The organism is Candidatus Methanarcanum hacksteinii, assembly GCF_964305265.1.
GTDB classification, from domain to species: domain Archaea; phylum Thermoplasmatota; class Thermoplasmata; order Methanomassiliicoccales; family Methanomethylophilaceae; genus Methanarcanum; species Methanarcanum hacksteinii.
This window is the reverse complement of the sequence record NZ_CAYATA010000003.1, coordinates 1-20,863: the sequence shown is the minus strand read 5'-3', so window position 1 is coordinate 20,863 and position 20,863 is coordinate 1. Positions and strand designations below refer to the sequence as shown.

Here is a 20,863-nt window from a genome sequence, read left to right as displayed (position 1 = left end):
AGCTTTCGTATCACTTGATATGGATGCATACAACGGCATTGACTCGAGGATAATCGACATGGCCGTGATATTCATCATCATAAACGTGATCATGGTCGTGTGCGTTATGATGGGGTATGCCATCAATTTCCTTCACGGGAATGTCGATAATGCCGATATCGACAAACTCGTTTACGACATGGCCATCGATTTCTCCATACTATTCCTGATATACCCTATAGTCAACGGCAGTAAGAAGGCATACGTGCTTGCGGTCGTGCTCATCTGCATCAATCTGCTGATCTACATATCGGCTACGTTCAGGGATGTGCCTCATACATTCATCATCATATTGTCCGTTGCTGCACTCATCGTATTGTTGATGAATCCTATCAGAGGATGGTGCCTTGACAAGAAGGATGATGTCCCCGTCCAATGATTATTAATCATATCCCGCCATTAATCGGTAACATGGGCAGTTATTCTGGCAAGGAATTAGAGATAGAACTCAATGCGGTACAGCATACGCTATTCAATGACAAGAGGGCTGTCCTGATATTGTTCGAGGGGGTCGGCGGAAGTCAGATGTCCTTCCTGATCAACGGCTTCACATTCATCCTGGAGCCCAGAGGTATCGAATACCACAGCTTCACACCCGATAGGGTGCACAACTACCTAGGATACACACCAGCGAAAGGGAAGATCGCGATATTCGACAGGTCATGGTACAGCTACGTCATAGAGAATGAGATAACGAGTAAGGACAGAGGGAAGTATATCGAATCCCTTGAAAGATATCTCATCAACAGCGGGATCATCCTGGTCAAGATATTCCTCCACATGTCGGAGAAGAGGATGGATGAGGTGAAGGATTCGTATCCCGTTTCACCTTCGAAGGATTGTGGTTTCCTTGGTGATGAGGATCCTAGCTATCACAGATTCTCGTTGAAGGAAGATGATGTGTCATCATTGATCGATTCGACTGATTCGAAGGATATGCCGTGGGATGTCATCGATGTCGGTAAGTTCAACGACACTGTGAATGAGATCGGCAATGTTGTACTGAGAAGATTGAAGGACAGTATAGAGAACGATTACATCCCAACAAGCTCCAGGATCGTGGAGAGATATGATAATCCAAGGAACAGTGTCGATTTCTCACAAAGACTGTCCAAGAGCGAGTACAAGAACAAGTTGAAGAGATATCAGAGCAGATTGGCTGCACTCCAATGCAAGTTAGCATTGTCGAATAGATCATTGGTCCTGCTGTTCGAAGGATGGGATGCCGCCGGAAAGGGAGGGTCCATAAAACGTGTTACGAAAGCATTGAACCCTCGCGGATATGCTACCTATCCCACATCCGCACCCAATGATGAGGAGAGATCCAACACCTATCTCTGGAGATTCGCAAGGAGATTACCGCAAAAGGGACATATCTCGATATTCGACAGGAGTTGGTACGGAAGGATGATGGTGGAGCCCATCGAAGGATTGTGCTCAGAGAAGGAATACTCCCGTTCCGCCGATGAGATCAATATGTTCGAAAGGAACATGACCGACAATGGGCGCATCGTGATCAAATTCTGGATGGATATAACGAAGGATGTCCAATTGGAACGCTTCGATGACCGTCAGAACAACCCTATGAAACAATGGAAGATCACCGATGAGGATTGGCGCAACAGGGAGAAATGGGATGAATATGAATCGTTCATCAACACCATGATCGAATCCACCAACACACCCAACGCTCCATGGTACGCCATAGAGAGCGTTGACAAGTATTATGGGCGCATAAAAGTGCTGAAGATAATATGCGATACGTTGGAGAAGGAGCTTTGAATCAGAGCACCTTCATCTCCCTGCCGAAGAGTCTCTTGAAATCTGCGGCGGATTCCTCCAACTTCCAACGCTCCATGCTCACATCCTGATCGGATATCAATGTGAACAATATCGTGTTGCCCTTCACAGCCTCCACCGTGAAATCGGTCTCGAGCTGCATCCTATGACGGTCCATCGCATCAGCCATCCTTAGGATCAATATACATTGTCTGAGTTTGAGCGATGTCTTATCATCCAACTTGCGGAATGGGGAATCATCAGAAGATGGCATCTTCTTGTGATGATATCTCACGAATGTCGCCATCATCTGTATCTCGCCCATGTCGAATCCTATCAGGTTCGAGTTCATTATTATGTCATATGACATCACATGGTGTTTCTCATAACCGAATACCTCGCCGATGTCATGCAATTGTGATGCGTACTCCAGCATCTGTATCATATGCTCGTTGAGATCGGTGACGAACATATCGTTCAACCTGTCCGCGATCTTGCGTGCACCCTTCCTGACGGTCATCGCGTGTTCCAAATCGTAACGGCATTTGTATCCGAGTTCCGCTATCGCAGATTCCCTCACATCTATGTCACGAAGACCGTGATTAACACGATAATCGACCATCATTCCCTCTTTCAGACCGAAATGGGATATCTCGATGGTGTCGATACCCAATCCTTTCATCAACTCCTCGGCGATCGCACCGCCTGCGACGATTATATCGGTACGATTCTCGCTCAATCTCGGGACGGATGAACGCTCATCGATGCTCATATTCTTGAGCGATTCCATCATAGGTGTGAGACATTCAAGGGATAACGTATCCTTCTTACCGCGCGGGGAGCACATCTCTGATAATGTGACGAATGTCCCCGATGATCCGATCACCCTGTCGAATCCTATCTCCTTTATGCGCCTCATCGTACGGTATGCGCATAATTCCACCTCGCGTTGATAGGATGAATAACCTTCCTGTCCCAAGGGCCCCTTGCAATCGAACGGGAATCCGTATGCGAATCTGACCGCTCCAAGAGGGAGACTGTCCAAGAACAGCACTTCATTCCCTATGGATATGGAGAATTCGGTGCTTCCGCCCCCTATGTCGATCAATAACGTCTTCTCCCTGGGGCCGTTCTCACCGAGTACGCCCAACCTTATCAGACGTGCCTCCTCATCCCCTGGGATCACCCTCACTTCGAGACCGTCGGTCTGTATCGCTGCCAACAGTTCCTCTCTGTTCTCGGCTTCCCTTGTGGCACATGTAGCATATGCGAACACCTCTTCCGCACCATGTTTCTTCGCATATGCGGTGAATTTCTTCACGATTATACCGCACTTAGCGATCGCATCCTTGTCGATCATGCCCTTGGAGTAGAGACTACGCCCGACGCGGAGCACCTCCCTGTCCCTGGCGATCTCGGTCCCAAGTGTACCGTCATAGAACTTTATGACCAACAGATGGATCGAATTCGTACCTATGTCTATGAACCCCACTACTTTGGGCTCAGTCATGCCATATCCCTCTGTTCTCGATGAACCATTCCTGGGAACGCAACGGTTTCCTACCGTCCTTCAGCACATGCACATATGTCCCGTCCGGAAGGAGAAGCCTTGCTTTCACATTATCGGCGAAATGGATCAGGAGTATCTTGTCCCTTATTCTCCTCATGAGGTCCTTATCAAGAACGGGATACAGTACCTCCACCCTTGCCTTCAGATTCCTCGGCATGAGATCAGATGAACCCATGAACATGTCCGGATTTCCATTATTCTCGAAATAATATATCCTGGAGTGCTCAAGGAATCTATCCACGATACTCGTGACCCTTATGTTCTCGGATACGCCTTTGATACCTGGACGGAGACAACATAATCCTCTTATGTTGAGATCTACCTTCACTCCAGCGATCGATGCTTTGTAGAGTGATGCTATTATATCCGCATCGATGAGACCGTTGGATTTCATCATTATGTGTCCGTTCCCATGTTCCTTATGGACCTGTATCTCCCTGTCGATCTTCTCGATCAACGTGTCCTTGAGATTTAGCGGAGCTACCAACAGATGCTTGAACTCCCTCTTGCCGAAATAACCTGTAAGAGCGTTGAACAATTCACCGACATCCTCTCCTATCTCGTCATTCGCTGTGAAGAACGAGATATCGCTGTATTGCTTAGCAGTGCTCACGTTGTAGTTACCTGAACTCATGTGCGTGTATCTGACCAATCTGTCATCCTCGAGTCTGACGACCTGCAACAACTTGGAATGCACCTTGAGATCGACAGGACCGTATACGACATTGACACCGATCTCTTCCAGATCCTTCGCCCATTTTATGTTACGGTTCTCATCGAACTTCGCACGTAATTCCAAAAGAACGCTGACATTCTTGTGATTGTTGATCGCTTTCTCCAACGCTCTGTATATGGATGGATCCTTACCCACCCTGTACAGACAGATCTTGATGCTTTGTACATCAGGGTCCCTGGCGGACTGTTCGATGAATCTCACGACCGTGTTGAATGTCTCATACGGATGGAAGACGATACGATCCTCCTTCTTTATCGCTGAGAATAGGTCGTAATCATCCTGCATATCGGGATGTGTGTACGGAGTCATCGGTCTTTCCTTGAGACTCGGATAATCGAGATCGGCTATCTGCCAAAGACTTGAGAGGCACATCGTCTCCTTCGTGGTCAATACCTGCATGGAACTGAGCTTGAGATTCTGTATGAAGAACGATCTCACATCCTTGGGGCAGCGTGAATCGAAGACAGCGGCTACGGGGAATCCCATCTGTCTGTCCTCTATGCTCTCCTCGACAGCGGACATAAGATCGCATGCCTCATCGATGGTCACCTTGACATCCGCATTCCTGATCAGCGTCAATGTATTCGCGGATATTATCTTCATACCTGGGAACAAACACTCTGAAGAATCCAGGATGATATCCTCTATCAGAACGAAATCAGCGCCATGTTCTGAAGGAACGGATACGAATCTATCCAACAGAGGGATGGGGACCTTTATCCTGGCGTAGACAGGACCATTGTTCCCCTTCAATTTATACGCAAGATTCAATGAATTGTTGGAGATGAACGGGAACGGGTGCGATACATCCAACGCCATCGGCGTCAGGAGCGTGTGGACCCTCTTCTTGTAATAATCTCTGACCCAATCCTTCTGTCTGTCTGTAAGTTCATTGATGGACCTTATGTTGATATCATTCTTGGCGAGATTCTTCTTCAATCTCCTCCAACAGATCTCATAGCCGCGATACAATGATGTGATCTTCTCATAAATCATGCCGAGTATCACTGGTCTCTCAATGTAATCGGGATCGTTCTGGACCGCACTCGGAGTCTGTACGAGGATACCAGGCATACGGATCATCATGAATTCCTCGAGATTGTTGTAACATATCGCCAAGAACTTCGCTCTGTCGAGCAATGGCGTCTTGTTGTTCATAGCCTCGTCGAGACATCTCTGATTGAACTCCAACCACGATAATTCCCTGTTGATGTAGTATCTCTTGTCGTATAGGTCCACGGTCATGATAATCTCCACTTGCGTATCGTTGAATTGAGATATATTATCTATCTATATTAGGGGAGGAACGACACCAATCCAGACATATCTCGTGCACATATCTGATCGCACCCTGTCGGATGCCTCCGATGGACATATGTACACTTTTTCCATCATTCATTGATATTTGTCCATCGAATAAGATAATTTTTGATGATTTGTCGTTAATTATATTGTATAGATATTGATTAAAACGGTAATTTTCATATATGACTAGACATTTGTCTAATCATATCTTTCAAAGATAGAAGGATGTAGGAGAAATCGAGATGAGAGCGACTGTGAAGTATGGTCTTACCATGGCGACCGTCCTATTGGCGATGGTCATCATGATCCCATACAGTTCAGCAGACGATTTAGTGACGACAGATGATTCAGGCAATATCGCATGGGTACTGATATGCAGCGCTTTGGTGTTCATCATGACACCTGGTGTAGCATTGTTCTATGGCGGTATGTTGCGCAGACAGAGTATGACATCCGTCCTTGCGCAGACAGGACTGATCATGGGGATAATGGCGACATCATGGATACTCGTAGGATACTCACTCGCATTCAGCGGTGATCTCAGCGGTATCGTTGGTAACCTTGACAAATTCCTCCTCAACGGTGTGAGTTATGACACCATCTCCGAAGGGAGCACGATCCCCGATATGGAGTTCATGGTATTCCAGATGATGTTCGCACTTATCACAGCAGGTATCGTACTTGGTGCATGTATCGAGAGGATAAGATTCAACGCGATCGCCATATTCATGGCATTGTGGTCTGTACTCGTCTATGCACCCATGGCACACTGGGTCTGGGGAGGTGGATTCTTCGATCAGACATTCACCGTCCTTGATTTCGCAGGAGGTACCGTGGTCCACATATGTGCTGCAACGACAGGTCTCGCACTCGCGGCCTTCGTTGGAAGGAGAAGCGAACGCACGATGAAGAGAGCACACAGCATGCCCATGGTATTCATCGGATTCACATTGCTCTGGTTCGGATGGTTGGGATTCAACGGAGGTTCCGGATTGGCAGCGGATGGTGTCGCGGTCAACGCGTTCGTAGTTACAGTCATCGCACCTGCTGCTGCTATGCTCTCATGGGCATTAGCCCAGTACATACACGTGGGCCGTGTTAACTCCCTCGGTCTGATGTCCGGTGCATTGGCAGGATTGGTCACGATCACACCCGCAGCGGGATATGTAGGTCCAGGATATGCATTGCTCATGGGACTCGTAGGCGGAGTCGTATGTTACTTCGGAGTGATCTTCATGCGCAACAAGTCCGGTATCGATGATGCCCTCGATGTATTCGGAGTGCACGGTATCGGTGCGATATGGGGTGCGATCGCTACAGGTATCTTCGCGATGCCTGAATTCGTATCCGAAGGATATGAAGGATTGATCTACGGAAGCACGGATCTGTTCCTCGGACAGCTCGCAGCAGTCGCCATAACGCTCGTGTTCTGTTTCGTGATGTCCTATGCCATCATTTGGGTTGTATCCAAATTCATGAGGGTACGTCTCGATGAGGATGAGGAGATTATCGGAGCGGACATCGTAGAGCACGGTGAACCGTCTTACAACATGTGAGGTGAATGAGATGAAGATGATAATGGCAGTGATTCGCCCGGAGAAGGTACAGCCTGTGAAGGATGCACTGAAGGAGATAGGCATCAACGGTATGACCATAACATCGGTCAGGGGTCGCGGACAACAGTCAGGGTTGAAATTCACCAACAGGGTCGGCACCATCATCGTAGATGAGATCGAGAAGACAAAGCTCGAGATCATCATCGATGACAAGGATGAGGAGAAGGTGATCGATGCGATCAAGAAAGCAGCCGTCACAGGGCACATGGGTGACGGAAGGATATTCGTCATACCTATCGAGAGGTCGATACGTATAAGGGACGAATGAACGAAAGAACCAACAGGAGGGGGCGTTCCCTCCCCCTCTTTTCTACGAATTACATTCAGATTCTCATCCGATTTTATTCGATTGGGATCATTTGATATTATTTGTATCACAATTTTGGATCATCCATGTGCTTGTTGGTCCCATGGATGATGGCCACGGTGGTCTTTGTTCTCCATAATTGATCAAAATGATTGCGTATAGACGCCTGCGTATTTTTTTTAAATAATACGTCATCTGAGAAATACCCATTTTATCTTCTACTTATCTTCCACCAACGAGTAGAAGATAAACGAGAAACTTGAAAATCGAAGATATGAGGCCTACGCCTCATATCAAAATAATAAAGATAGAAAAAAGAATGAAAGCAAAAGGACAATCATCAACTGATCTTGATGAGATTCTTCCTCTGCATGTAACTGCATCTCTCACAAGGTATCGTCAAAGTGCATTTATCGCCGGCTGCGATACCTTTCAACGCTTCGATCAGTCCCCTGTCCAATGGCCTCAGACCACTGCGCTTGTTGAAACTGAGCGTTTCCCTCTCGGAGATGCTGAGCTCTGATGGAATTATCCCTTTATCGATGAGTGATTTTATGCAATGTTCCGCCTCATCAGTGGAGCATGAATCGCATCTGAGCCCAACTTCCGACAGAGGGCCGTACAATTCAGCTATCGGATCGACGACGTATATTTTCCTGTCCTTCCCAAGACAGATGTAGATGCCATGCGGATTCTCAGGGGCGATGTACTCCATCCTCGTTCCGCGGACCTTCTCCTCACCTACGACAGTCCAAAAATCCCTGAGATGATTCATCAGCTGATAGACAAGTTGCTGATATTTTATGTCGAGAGAATCTGCGAGTTCCTGCTTGGTCATGGAGCGTCCGTTGTATGCTTCCTTGAAAAGTTTGGCCAAAATCCTTTGCCTCATCTCATGCGTAGCTATAGCAGTGTACGTATCTGGATCCATGTAGAGGATCTCCATCCTGCAGTTCTCACCCATGATTCCCCTAATGCTTTCGTGACTTAAATATTTGAGTATAAGATTTTCCACATCAAAATACGATAAATCATACATCGATCATCCATCCTTGCAGTGATGAACGATCATATGGTGGACAACGCACTTATCAGCAATCAGTTAAGAATAAGTATACTCTAAAGATACACAGTACGTGCTAAGTTAGTACTATCGAATTGAGAAGGGAACGATAGAATGAGCATCTCTAGTGACGTCATCAAGGCCAAAGAAGCGGCCACGACATTGGCCGCATTGAACACTGATGTGAAGAACAATGCATTGAGAGCGATGGCTGATGCCCTTGACAAGAATCGTGATGCCATACTATCCTCCAATTCGATGGATGTCTCTGATGCAGAGACAATGGAATCCGATGGCAAACTTTCCAATGCCATGGTAAAGAGATTGAAGATAGATGACGTGAAGATCTCCGGCATGATCGCAGGGATCGATAATGTCATTGGCCTTCCAGATCCTGTTGGAAGAACGATCTCCACAAAGGAATTGGATGATGATCTGACATTATATCAGATCTCATGCCCGATCGGTATGATCGGTACGATATTCGAATCACGCCCTGATGTCGTTCCGCAGATAATGTCATTATGCCTCAAATCAGGCAATGCCGTCATATTCAAAGGCGGTAGCGAGGCATCGAGAACGAATAAGACATTATTCGATATCCTAACGAAAGCAGCATACTCCGCAGGCATCCCCGAAGGAGTATTCGTATTGATGGAAAGAAGAGAGGATGTCAATGCGATTCTGAGCATGGACCAATATATCGACCTGCTCATCCCAAGAGGTTCCAATTCGTTCGTACAATACATCAAGGAGAATACGAAGATCCCTGTCCTAGGCCATGCATCAGGGATATGTCACATATTCATCGATGAATCCGCCGATATCGACATGGCGGTGAAGGTTGCATTGGATTCCAAGATCCAATACCCTGCCGTATGCAATGCAGTAGAGACATTATTGGTGGACTCAAAGATAGCTCCGATCTTCCTCCCTTTGATGGATAAGGAATACCACGACAACAACGTCGAGATCAGGGCCGATGAGCGTGCTATCGGATACATGGAACACGCTAAGATTGCAGAAGAATCTGATTGGGATACGGAATACGGAGATCTCGTGATATCGATAGCTGTCGTGGATGACATGGATGAGGCGATAACTTTCATCAACGAACATGGTTCACATCATACCGATGCTATCATCTCAAATGATAAAGACAGAATCTCAAGATTCATCAGATATGTGGATTCAGCTGACGTATTCGTCAACGCATCGACAAGATTCGCGGACGGATACAGATTCGGCAAAGGTGCTGAAGTAGGCATAAGCACGAACAAGATACACTCCAGAGGGCCTGTCGGCATGGAGGGCTTGATGATATACAAATACGTCCTCATAGGGAACGGACAAGTAGTGAAGGATTACGTTGGAAAGGATTCGAGACCATTCACACACAAGGACATCGACAAGGAGCTGGAGCTATGAGTCGCAAGGATATCCTCAAGGATGTCGAAACTGTAGTGATAAAGGTAGGCACATCATCGATCACTGGTGGCGGCAACAGCGTATTCGAAGGATTCATGGATTCAGTTGCCGAACAGGTGAAGAAACTCAAGGATATGGGGAAAAGAGTGCTGATCGTCTCATCAGGTGCTATAGGCGTAGGACTTGCGGCGATGGAAGCAAAACCTAAACCCAAGGAGGTTCCCATAAGACAAGCTGCCGCATCTGTCGGTCAGGGCATATTGATGCAGAAATGGAACGAGAGTTTCCAAAAACAAGGATTGATCGTCTCACAGATCCTGCTCACCTATGATTTCTACTCTGACCGTGAGAAGTATCTCAACCTGAGGAATGCGATCCAAACACTGTTGCAATATGATGTTGTACCGATCATCAACGAGAACGATGTCGTTTGCATCAGAGAGATAGATGCTGTATTCGGAGATAATGATACATTATCCGCATACGTCTGCAGCAAGATGGATGCCGATCTCCTGATCATCCTCTCAGACGTGAATGGATTGTATGATAGGAATCCGAAGATACATCCTGATGCCAAGATAGTCCACACCGTCACCGACGTTTCATCAGTGGAACATATGGCTGGTGACCCTACCTCAAGGGTTGGTACCGGTGGCATGAGGACGAAACTGAAGGCTGCAGAGATCTGCAGCGAAGCTGGATGCAACATGATAATCGCATCGAGTTCGGAACCTGATGCGATAGTGAAAGCTGTCTCTGGTGATGAGATAGGTACGATATTCCTCGCTGGTGAGAAGGAAAGGAAGAAATCACGTTGGATCAGAGAGGCTCATGCGAAAGGTGCACTCATCGTGGACAAAGGCGCAGCAGAGAAACTCATGAAAGGTAACGTAAGTCTCCTTGCCGTCGGTGTGAGGGACGTCATCGGCAGATTCGAAAGGGGAGATGTTGTGAATATCGAATATTCTGGTAAGGTCATCGCCAAAGGCATCCCTGATTACGATTCGGAAGAAGTGTTCAGGATACGCGGTATACACTCCGATAGGATCGAAGCTGTGTTGGGGCACAAATCATACGATGATGTCATCAGGAGCGAGAACATCGCTCTGATGTGATCATCCTCTGTAGAAGGGACATCTTCCTTTCACGCATTCATCATTCCTATCAGAATATTCACAGACGATATCGGATGATGTCTCGAGTACGATCCCTAACTTCTCTTTGACATAATCGGTCGTCTCCCGTATGGCGATGAACGAGTTCCTCTTGCAACATCTGGGCCCGTCGATGGATGCTATCTTAGCGAGACACTTAGAGACGAGCATGTTCGTATCACTCCACGAACCTGAGCTATGGGGCGTAGTGCCAGTCACAATTGAATAGAATATTCCGCATGATGCTGCGGCACCGCATGTGCCGCAAAGACCACAAATGCCGCCAGGGAACCATGATCCTCTCTTCTGCGCATCCCTCAATGCGGAATCGATATCGATCTCTCCGCCACAATTCCTATATGCAGCAATGAGTGCAGAAGCAACCATTATATGATGTTCCAGATCATGCATTCTGATGTTATTGTCCCTCATCATCTCGGACAGGATGACGATGGGATCCTTGGATCTGCTTTCATTGCAATGGTCCATGATCATCCTGTTCGCAGCCTTCTTCCTGCATGCATCGCAGACATGATGTCCGTTCTCACAGACCTCCCTGTCCATCGATTCCTTCCCACATCTCACGCATACTCTGTTCTCCAACAACGAAAGAGTGACCTTCCCACCGCATTCGGGACAATGCACATCGAGATCGTTCCTTATGGACTGCATGATATCAACAACATTTTGGCGGCGAACATTTGTTCAACATGAGTTCGAAGAATCCTGTCAGGATCGCTACCTGTTTTGGATCGAGATTGTAATCCATCCTGTCCCCATCCTCGCATGCTATAAGCAATCCAGCATCCTCAAGGATAGCAGCTTGTTCTCTAATGATCTCCACATCAAGACCGATCATCTCAGATAGTTTTCTGTCATCTCTATCACAATCGGCCAAAATCTCGAAAATCTTCAAACGTCTCTCATCAGCAAGAGCCGAAATCATCTTCACAGTATCCTTCGAGGGCATACGACTAGAATGATGAAGGAATATTTCCATTCTTTGAATCGATTACCCACATGAGCATGAACCGCCTCTTTCTGAAAATAATAGACATGACCATTACAAGGCAGGGACATCTTCGGATGGATATGTCATCACATATGTATGGCGCCCTTGACAGCAATAGAGCCTGAGGATGTGATCCATCCTTATCGATGTTAATCGTTAATCGATTATAATCGATTACAATCGATTAACGATATCAACGAAGGATACAAAAATCCATTACGTTCAGTGTAAAAAGTATCGAGAACAGAAGCATATACGTATGTGATGGGACAGTATCCTCCCCAGTGACTGAAGAAAGATTCCAACAGATGATTGCTAATGTCAGATCAGAGGCATACGAGAGTCATGTTTCCTTCGAACAGAATCTTACGTTCACATACCTCAGATCGAAGTTCGAGGAAAAGTCAATACCGCTGACAGAAGAGAACATGGAAATGCTGCATATCAGTGAAAAGGGCAAATACACCAAATTAGGGTTCATCCTATCAGATCAATATGATCAAACTCTGAAGATTGCAGTGTTCGATAACGAATATAAATCTTCATTCATAGACCGCGCAGAATTTGGAGGGTCGATACTGAAACAGATGGATGATACACTCTTATTCATTTCCAGATACAATAGGAACTCTTCGATCATAACCGGGATGTATAGAGTCGACAAAAAGGACTACTCGGAAATAACTCTCAGAGAAGCTTTGGCGAATGCATTCGTGCACCGCGATTATGCCATGGACGATTCGATATTGGTATCAATATACCCTACAAAGATAACTATAGTGTCCCCAGGTGGTCTCAAAAGGCCCTATTCATTGGAAGAACTGGAAAGTGGCGTATCATCGCTGAGGAACAAAAATCTCGCCGCTGTGATGTACAGACTCAAGATAATCGAAGCATACGGCACAGGGATACCGCGCATATTCGGAGCATACACAAACCTCCCTGTAAAACCGACGATCAGCACAGGCGGCTCATCATTCACCATAACACTACCAGCCGAGAGAGATGAAGATACAACACCGTTGATGAGATTCCTGAAGGATAGGACAGAATTCACGCGTGCGGAATTGGAGGAGAATCTTAACCTGAATAAATCCGAAGCCATTGCTAAGATCAATATGTTGTTGGAAGATGGTTCGATAATAAAGATCGGAAACGGAAGATCGGTGAGATACAGGTTGAAGATATCTCTTTGAATCCATTATCATTGACATATTCGAAGATGTTGACACGTAATTGGACGAAGTGATCGCATACAGATCACACAGTTCTTTCCTTGAAATCATTCAAAATCTGCGAGTGGTGGGCCCGTCCAGATTTGAACTGGAGTTACTTACACCCCAAGCAAGAAGGATACCAAGCTACCCCACGGGCCCACATATAAACAGTTTCTTGGACACACCTAATGCGCAGTGGTATTTGTACTTTACACAAAGCGACTTCATAGAATTGCAACATCTGGACACGGTAATCTATGCATCGAATCCATCAATACGACAATACAAACAGAAATAACATCGATCCTTCATTCCTGTATGCTATTGAGTTCGTATTTGACAGAGAACATGTCGAAGATACGAACAACGGAGAGTGAAAGATGGAGCCGATGAGATTATCGATGGTCTGCATGAGGTCGATCGTAGGGGATATCGACAACAATTCCAAGAGAATGATTGAACTGATCGATCAACTATCCTCTGAAGGTTCCGACCTCATCTGTTTTCCAGAACTCTCTCTGACAGGATATTCCTCACAATCGAGTGCGAGATACGCCATGTCCTTGGATGATCCTGCGATAGAGAGGATCGTCAAGACCACTGAAGACAAGGAAATCATCGTCTGTTTCGGTTTCGTTGAGAAAGGGCCCTACATCACTCAGCTCATCGCAGAGAACGGAAAGATATGCGGAACATATCGGAAGACACATCTCGGTGAGAGGGAACAGGGTGCGTTCCTTCTCGGCTCATCATTCCCTGTCATCAGAACATCCAAAGCGAACATCGGCATACAGATTTGTTGGGAATCACATTTCCCGCAGATTACCGCGAAATATGCAATCGAAGGTGCCGATCTCGTCCTAATGCCCCACGCATCAGGCCTCTCTGGAGAACGCAGAAGGAACACATGGAACAAGATCCTCCCTGCAAGGGCGTACGACAACACATTGTTCGTAGCATCCTGTAATATGACAGGGGATAACGGCAAAGGCACCGTCTTCGGAGGAGGTTCATGTATCATCGATGAACGTGGCAACATACTTGCCGAGGATTATTCAGGCGAATGCGTAGTATCCGCCAAACTCGATCCGAAGAACATGGATCGCGTAAGATCATCAGGATATGAGACCATGCGCGACCTATGTTTCATCGATAAGGTTCGTTGGGAACTATTCAGATGATCGTCAATGATCTTGAGAACCTATCTCTTTGATCCTGACGATGATGTCATCGATCTGCGATGGCTTTAAATTAGGATTCAGAAGCGTGAACTTCAGCATGACCTTTCCATCCTTGACAGTCTGACCAATGACGATACCTTCCTTGAGCAACTGACGTCTGATCCTCTTATTGACATCATCGCCTTTGTCGTATGCAAAGACGACAGACGACATCTCCGGCTCCACAGGTGCTATGAAATCATCATCCTTCGATATCCTTCCATAGAAATAGGATGCGTTCTCAACAGCGGTATCGATGATCCTTCCGAATCCATCCCTTCCGCGCGTCTTGAACGCCATGAATACCTTCAATGCATCGAAACGACGAGTGGTCTGCATCGATTTACCGACGAGATTGATGTATCCATCCTCCTCGTCCTCCTCGCGGTTCAGATAATCCGCATGCAACTCGAAACACTCCAACAATTCCGCATGTTTGACGATGATCGCTGAACAGGAGATCGGAAGAAGGAACATCTTGTGGAAATCCACAGTAAGGGAATCGCAGAGTGATATGTCCGCTACCCTATCACGATACTTATCGCTCATGATCAATCCAGAGCCATATGCGGCATCGGCGTGAAGATGCATACCATATCTGTCGCAGAGTTCCCTCATGCCACGGGCATCATCTATCGAACCGAAATCGGTCGTACCGAACGTAGCTACGGCACAGAACGGATAGAGTCCATTGTCCGTATCCTCTTTCAGCATCCTTTCGAATTCCTTCAGATCGATCCTGCATTTGGAATCGACAGGTATCTTCCTGACGGCAGCATAGCCCATGCCGAGGATGTGGCTTGCCTTATCCATCGAGAAATGGGATATCTCCGATGTATATACACGAAGTTTGGAGTATTCTGGCGGAAGGCCGTTCATCTTCACATCCCATCCGAATCTCTCCATACAATACCGATCGCGGGCAGCTACGATGGCAGAGATGTTGGATTGAGAGCCGCCGGATGTGAAGCACCCATCGGATGTCTCCACAGGGAATCCGTACAGTTCAGCCAATCCGTGTATCATGCTCTCCTCGACCTCTGTGGCCGCAGGACCTTGATCCCAACTGTCCATGCTATCGTTGAAGCATGATATCACCAGTTCAGAACAGATCGTCTCGGTCAATACAGGCGAATGCAGATGCGGCATGTACTTCGTGGACCATGTGCGAAGAAGATGCGGCAGTATCTTTTCTTTGGTCTCCTCGAGGACCTTGTCGAACCCCATACCGTGTTCAGGAAGGAATCCGAGGGAACAGATGCTCTCCCTAAGCTCATACGGATCGATACCGGAGAATGCACTATCGTCAGAGAATGAATCGAATACCGCTTTCAGGGTATCATCGATCATCTCTGTGAATCTTTTACGAACGTTCACATCCTCGGATAACAGAAGGGGATCATTTGCAGACATTCCCTTCGACCTCTTTGACTGCGTTCTCGAAGATTGTGAGCGCGCGGTCGATCTCGTCGTCCGTGATGGTGAGAGGGCATAGACATCTCATGACGGAACCGTTACGTCCGCCCTTCTCCATGATCAGACCGTTGTTGAAACATGTACGTTGGACCATGGTGGCGACCTCTCCGCTTGGTTCAGGGACACCCATCAGGTCCTTCGGACCGTTGGGGTCGATGAACTCCACTCCGATCATGAGACCTTTTCCGCGGACATCACCTATTATCGACATCTCTCCTTTGAGCTTCATGAGACGTGACATCATCATATCGCCCTTGCGGGTAACATCTTCTAGGAACCCTGGTTCCTTCAGTTTGTTCATGACGACATTACCAGCCACGAAAGCCAATTGATTCCCGCGGAAGGTACCTGCGTGCGCACCTGGACCCCATAGGTCGAGTTCTTTGTCATAGACGATGAGTGATAATGGTTGACCTCCGCCGATGGCTTTGGAGATCAGTATGACATCAGGCACGATGCCTGCATGTTCGAAAGCGAACACCTTGCCTGTACGTCCGATACCGCATTGGATCTCATCGCATATCATCGGGATACCGAGTTCCTTTGTTATCCTGCGTACAGCCTGAAGGAATTCAACAGGTGCGGGTATCACACCGCCTTCGCCCTGGATGGCCTCCAATATGACCGCAGCGGGTTTCGTGACACCGCTCTCAGGATCCTTCAACAGACGCTCCAGGTATGCTATGCAGGCCTTCGTGCCCGCTTCCCCTCCGATGCCCATTGGACAGCGGTATGAATACGGATATGGCATGAATTGGACACCAGGCATCACGTTGCTTACCTTGTTCTTCGCGGTGCAGTTGCCTGTGAGCGCCATGGAACCATGGCCCATTCCATGGTATCCTCCGGAGAATGAGATCACAGTACCTCTTCCAGTGGCCGTCTTGCATAGTTTTATCGCGGCCTCCGTCGCATCCGTTCCGGATGGTGAACAGAACTGTACCTTCGCCTTCTTGGCGAGTTCCTCGGGTATTATCGTCAACAGATTCTCCACGAACCTGTCCTTGGCCGGCGTAGCGATATCCAACATGTGCAACGGCGCACCGGAATCGATGAGCTCGATCATCGCACTATTTATCTCATCATTATTATGACCGAGAGCAAGTGATCCCGCACCATTCAAGAAATCGATATAACGGTTGTTCTCTACATCTTCAATAACCGCACCCTTAGCCTTCGCAACCGCAAGAGGGAATTTGCGGGGATAGCTTCTAGCAGAGGACTCGTAGTCACCCTGACGACCGACGAAGTACTGGTTCGTACCCATGAATTTTGTGATTTACCCATTATATAAAATCGTATGGACCTGGGCGAACAAAGATAGTGGTGATTTTTGCCCAATCTGACACGAATATTGCCACATATGGCAATGATGTGATAAATAACAGGTTTTTGAAACTGATCAGAAGAAACACTTAAACTCACATGAATCATTACAGTTGCCCACATTTGCGATTGCAAGAATGCTCATGATTACACGTCAGCGAGATGTAATGGTATCGGATTAGTTAATCAGATGAAGCGATGGAACATCATGGTTTCTTTCACCATCTATCAAACTACAGAGTCTGTTCCACGATTCACTTTCGCCCATATCGATTTTAAAATCTTCTGCATCACAATTCCCAATAAATTCAGCTTTCATTGTCATTACGTCAAGGACAAGAACAAAACTATTGCTCGCCCACTCGAATTCAAGGTTGTTGTTGGGCGCAGGGTAAATGTACATCGGTTCCGAAGAACGATAGTTCTCTTCGATGATTCTCTCCAAAAATCTTATCGAAGAAGCATAATCATTCATCTTAGACTCGTCCTTTATCGTTTTGGAAGCAATTTCAATGATGTGTTCCAAGCGACTCTTGACATCCGATATACACAATTATTTAAAATCGACCTTCTTTGAATTGTCTTCATTGACCAAGTCTTTGTCATCTGAGTGAATCTTCATTTCAGTTCTGTCCTTCACTACACTATATTGAAACTCCAATATAGCATTCTGTCTAATTCTTCCAGAATCTTTTACACCAAGCCCCATGGCCTTTACAGGATTGTGTCTCTCATGCCCTGATTTAGTTATCTGTAAAGAATGTGTCCAAAGTAACAGATATTTACATCATTACGTCCCAAACTGAGATTATTCAAAAAGGAATGAAAAAGCACAGTCCGCCCCTGGGACGGGGCGAACTGCTTATTGAAATCGTTTAATGCTTCCTTACGTACAACATTATGGCGACAGCGATTGCAGCAACAACTGCGACAGCAATTCCAACGAATATCGCGGCATTAGACAATCCCGACTTAGACGGGTCCTCATCGACAACCATGTACAACGAACAGTGGGTGGAGTCGAATACGATCTCTCCTTTTATCGGATCATATATACCTCCCATCCTCACCTTATTACCATCGTCATCAATGTAATACGCCACACCTATCTTACCGTCAGCTGGGGTGTACCTTATGGAGATTGTGATCAATCCGCCGAGTGATTTCCCTAAGTCCTTATCGCCGGCCACAATCCTCACATCTACAACGACTGCGCCGTCAGGGATGTTCTCCTTCTGAACATCGTTGATGTGCTCATCCTTAGCTTCGGATATGGAAATAGTGATCTCTTCTTCCACTGATATGTTGGACAACACAGTGTCTGATGCAGCGATTGATCCCTTCTCAGATACGATCCTGAGGCTGGAATTCGCATCGGACGCCGCTTTAATGGCATCCTTAGGCACTGTGAGAGATGCATCAGGAGCTGAGGATTCGATCTGGATGACCTTGGAGTGATCTTTAATATCATCTTTGATCTCATCAGTTACCTTTCCTTGGATGGTGATGGCCTGTTCGATCTGTTCCTTGGTGACAGCGTGATTTCCGTCATTTGAATCAGTCTTTACAGTTGTGATGATATCAGCTTTGTCAGCCCCATTGGGAATCTCGACGACTGATTTCACGTTCCCATCCTTGGATTCGACCTCGACCTTCTTCTCCTTGGATTCATTGCCGTCAGCTGCCTTGGTCTCCGTCGAGATCGATTTTATGGTACTGTCGGCATCCTCCTTGGTGTTCTCGATCGTCTTAGTAGATGTTGTCTTTCCAGCAGGATCTATAGTGGTCTCGGACTTAACTGCCTCAGTCTCCTTCTGACCATCAGAAGATACAATCATCTTAGTTGATTCTTCAGTGACTGTGATCTTCTCAGAATCTTTTTCTGTTATCTTACTAGACGATTCGGTGACATTGTTACCACTGTTATCAACATAGGTGTTCCCGTGGACATATTGTTCTGTCTTAGAGTAGATCTCATTTCCAGAAGCATCCTTGATCGCCTCTATTTTTTCAGTCGTCTTACCATCTGCATTCTTTGATTCAGATTTTTCAGTAGTACCCTTTATGTTTCCAGAGCTATCCTTCTCGGTGGTAATGGTCTTCTCAACATCCAAAAGATTTCCATTGGAATCTTCTTCCTTAGTGAAATTAGTAATGGATTCTGTGGATCCTGTAACATTGCCACCCTTGTCCCTTACAGTCTCGATAGTAGTTGTCTGACTGACGTTACCATCCTTATCCTTCTTGGTAGTGACCTCAGTAATGATCGTTCCATCAGAATTGGGATCCTTTTCTATTGTTGTCGTTGTGGTGGAGCCATCTTCATTGATGTTCGTATCCTCACTAATCACGACCCTGTTTATCACCAATTTACCAGCTTCGTATTCGAATACATAGTTGGGGCCAGCATTTCCTCCAGAAGGTGTCAAACTGTAAGTACCTACAGCAGTCTCTGTCGATACAACTGTTGGTGCCTGATAACCCTGGATGGTATCAGGTGAGTCACCTGCGACGAATCCTGAAACAATGACTTTGAATGATGGCGCATCGCCCTGATCGATCGACTCACCTTCATATGTAGCCTTTAGAACCTTTGGTGATACTGTCCAAGTGATATCCTTATCAGAATATGTGTAATCAGACCATGCATACCCGCTCTTCAATCTCAATTTCGAGTGGTACGTACCCGCATCCTTCGTTGCTTCATCACCAGATATTATCTCGAATCCATTGCTGACCATGTGTGTAGTACCATCGTATACGAATGCGTTATCAGGCGCGATTCCATATACGCGATTTCCATCGACATCGGTCACACCGTAGATAAGCTCGAAACTACCTCCATCTGTATAATAACCCAAAGTCTTGCTATTGTATGCCCCATTGTGATATTGTATCCAATATTTCCAATTACCATCGGGATAGCGGTAATCTCCAAGTCCGAATATATGGTCAACCCAATACATCAACTGCTGTCCAGCATATATTCCGTCTCCACCCATCGAACCGCTGTAGAAATGAGCAGGAATGCCATTATCGGACAATGCAGTCTCCAGAGCCTCTCCAGCATTCTTTCCCTTTGCAGAGATTGTTATTCCATTTATCAAATCGCTAGCGGTAAAGCTACTTCCTGAAATCTTATCTGCATCGAATTCCATCGATATTGTGAAAGTGTAGTCCTTGATCTCATCTTGACCTGATGCGGGTTCGTCAGAAACAGTAACTCTCAATTTTTGAGATATGAATGTTGCATTCCTCAGATAGATGGTTATCTCAACACTCCCTGGTGAAAGACCGTGGATAATAAATTCCCCATTCTGGTTCAGCGAAGATTTGTCGATTCTAACTACACTGCTATCCCCCGATGATATGACGACATCATCCCAACTTCCCGACGAAAGGTAAAGGGACACTGTTACGTCCTTGCCTGTATAAATTTCCAATGAAGTTGCACCAGCAGAAAGTTGTATCATTTCCCATTTCGGGTACAGAGCGATCTTGTCCGTCAATGATATGACCGTGCCGGGCTTGACGACATCGCCAGTGAGATCCTTGGATGTGTACCAGCCCATGAAAGCATACCCCTCTGCCAACTTGGAAGCGACCATCGCCTCG

The 20,863-nt window shown here is 46.5% G+C and carries 17 protein-coding genes and 1 tRNA gene; 8 read left to right on the top strand and 10 right to left on the bottom strand.

Annotation, left to right across the window (positions count from 1 at the left end):
• Positions 1 to 19: 19 nt before the first annotated feature.
• Both ACI2NF_RS04880 and ACI2NF_RS04875 read left to right on the top strand, forming a co-directional pair.
• Positions 20 to 418 carry a hypothetical protein gene (locus tag ACI2NF_RS04880; RefSeq protein WP_400196798.1) on the top strand — a complete coding sequence of 133 codons (399 nt, stop codon included), beginning with the start codon at positions 20 to 22 and terminating at the stop codon, positions 416 to 418.
• A 32-nt stretch (positions 419 to 450) separates the two neighbouring features.
• Positions 451 to 1,821 (top strand): phosphate--AMP phosphotransferase, encoded by a 1,371-nt coding sequence (locus ACI2NF_RS04875; RefSeq protein WP_400211163.1) that lies wholly within the window; start codon positions 451 to 453, stop codon positions 1,819 to 1,821.
• Between the two features lies 1 nt (position 1,822).
• On the opposite strand, the gene ACI2NF_RS04870 is transcribed toward ACI2NF_RS04875, so the two are convergent.
• The gene (locus ACI2NF_RS04870; RefSeq protein WP_400146474.1) at positions 1,823 to 3,328 is read right to left on the bottom strand and encodes a Ppx/GppA phosphatase family protein; all 1,506 of its coding nucleotides are present in this window, start codon (positions 3,326 to 3,328) and stop codon (positions 1,823 to 1,825) included.
• Entirely contained in the window at positions 3,321 to 5,381 is a 2,061-nt protein-coding gene (gene ppk1, locus ACI2NF_RS04865) for a polyphosphate kinase 1 (protein ID WP_400211162.1), read from the bottom strand. Before ppk1 ends, ACI2NF_RS04870 begins: the two co-directional genes overlap by 8 nt.
• Positions 5,382 to 5,671: 290 nt before the next feature.
• Between ppk1 and ACI2NF_RS04860 the strand changes: the two genes are divergently transcribed.
• On the top strand, positions 5,672 to 6,985 hold the full coding sequence (locus tag ACI2NF_RS04860) for an ammonium transporter (protein ID WP_400211161.1): 1,314 nt from the start codon (positions 5,672 to 5,674) through the stop codon (positions 6,983 to 6,985).
• 10 nt (positions 6,986 to 6,995) lie between these two features.
• On the top strand, positions 6,996 to 7,313 hold the full coding sequence (locus ACI2NF_RS04855; protein WP_400149880.1) for a P-II family nitrogen regulator: 318 nt from the start codon (positions 6,996 to 6,998) through the stop codon (positions 7,311 to 7,313).
• A 379-nt stretch (positions 7,314 to 7,692) separates the two neighbouring features.
• Here the strand turns inward: ACI2NF_RS04855 and ACI2NF_RS04850 are convergent, their stop codons facing one another.
• On the bottom strand, positions 7,693 to 8,316 hold the full coding sequence (locus ACI2NF_RS04850) for a hypothetical protein (RefSeq protein ID WP_400149882.1): 624 nt from the start codon (positions 8,314 to 8,316) through the stop codon (positions 7,693 to 7,695).
• A 213-nt stretch (positions 8,317 to 8,529) separates the two neighbouring features.
• Between ACI2NF_RS04850 and ACI2NF_RS04845 the strand changes: the two genes are divergently transcribed.
• Both ACI2NF_RS04845 and proB read left to right on the top strand, forming a co-directional pair.
• A complete protein-coding gene (locus ACI2NF_RS04845) occupies positions 8,530 to 9,843 on the top strand; it encodes a glutamate-5-semialdehyde dehydrogenase (RefSeq protein ID WP_400211160.1) in 1,314 nt (437 codons plus the stop codon).
• A complete protein-coding gene (proB, locus tag ACI2NF_RS04840; RefSeq protein WP_400149886.1) occupies positions 9,840 to 10,958 on the top strand; it encodes a glutamate 5-kinase in 1,119 nt (372 codons plus the stop codon). The genes ACI2NF_RS04845 and proB overlap by 4 nt, the downstream gene beginning before the upstream one ends.
• On the opposite strand, the gene ACI2NF_RS04835 is transcribed toward proB, so the two are convergent.
• Positions 10,959 to 11,669 carry a DUF5714 domain-containing protein gene (locus tag ACI2NF_RS04835; protein WP_400146065.1) on the bottom strand — a complete coding sequence of 237 codons (711 nt, stop codon included), beginning with the start codon at positions 11,667 to 11,669 and terminating at the stop codon, positions 10,959 to 10,961.
• A gap of 4 nt (positions 11,670 to 11,673) precedes the next feature.
• Entirely contained in the window at positions 11,674 to 11,967 is a 294-nt protein-coding gene (locus tag ACI2NF_RS04830; RefSeq protein WP_400209816.1) for a winged helix-turn-helix domain-containing protein, read from the bottom strand.
• 326 nt (positions 11,968 to 12,293) lie between these two features.
• On the opposite strand from ACI2NF_RS04830, the gene ACI2NF_RS04825 reads away from it, so the two are divergent.
• A complete protein-coding gene (locus ACI2NF_RS04825; RefSeq protein WP_400211159.1) occupies positions 12,294 to 13,205 on the top strand; it encodes an ATP-binding protein in 912 nt (303 codons plus the stop codon).
• 104 nt (positions 13,206 to 13,309) lie between these two features.
• On the opposite strand, the gene ACI2NF_RS04820 is transcribed toward ACI2NF_RS04825, so the two are convergent.
• Positions 13,310 to 13,385 (bottom strand) — tRNA-Pro (locus tag ACI2NF_RS04820).
• A gap of 221 nt (positions 13,386 to 13,606) precedes the next feature.
• Between ACI2NF_RS04820 and ACI2NF_RS04815 the strand changes: the two genes are divergently transcribed.
• On the top strand, positions 13,607 to 14,407 hold the full coding sequence (locus tag ACI2NF_RS04815) for a nitrilase-related carbon-nitrogen hydrolase (protein WP_400211158.1): 801 nt from the start codon (positions 13,607 to 13,609) through the stop codon (positions 14,405 to 14,407).
• A 3-nt stretch (positions 14,408 to 14,410) separates the two neighbouring features.
• Here the strand turns inward: ACI2NF_RS04815 and ACI2NF_RS04810 are convergent, their stop codons facing one another.
• From ACI2NF_RS04810 to ACI2NF_RS04795, 4 genes are all read right to left on the bottom strand, one after another.
• Complete coding sequence (locus ACI2NF_RS04810) at positions 14,411 to 15,859, bottom strand: pyridoxal phosphate-dependent decarboxylase family protein (RefSeq protein WP_400146057.1); 1,449 nt, start codon at positions 15,857 to 15,859, stop codon at positions 14,411 to 14,413.
• Positions 15,846 to 17,189, bottom strand: a complete 1,344-nt coding sequence (locus ACI2NF_RS04805; protein ID WP_400211157.1) for a diaminobutyrate--2-oxoglutarate transaminase family protein — start codon at positions 17,187 to 17,189, stop codon at positions 15,846 to 15,848. Before ACI2NF_RS04805 ends, ACI2NF_RS04810 begins: the two co-directional genes overlap by 14 nt.
• 237 nt (positions 17,190 to 17,426) lie before the next feature.
• Positions 17,427 to 17,723 (bottom strand): hypothetical protein, encoded by a 297-nt coding sequence (locus tag ACI2NF_RS04800; RefSeq protein ID WP_400211156.1) that lies wholly within the window; start codon positions 17,721 to 17,723, stop codon positions 17,427 to 17,429.
• Positions 17,724 to 18,123: 400 nt separating this feature from the next.
• Positions 18,124 to 20,863, bottom strand: a 2,740-nt coding sequence (locus ACI2NF_RS04795; protein ID WP_400211155.1) for an MBG domain-containing protein, incomplete at its 5' end; no start/stop codon positions are given.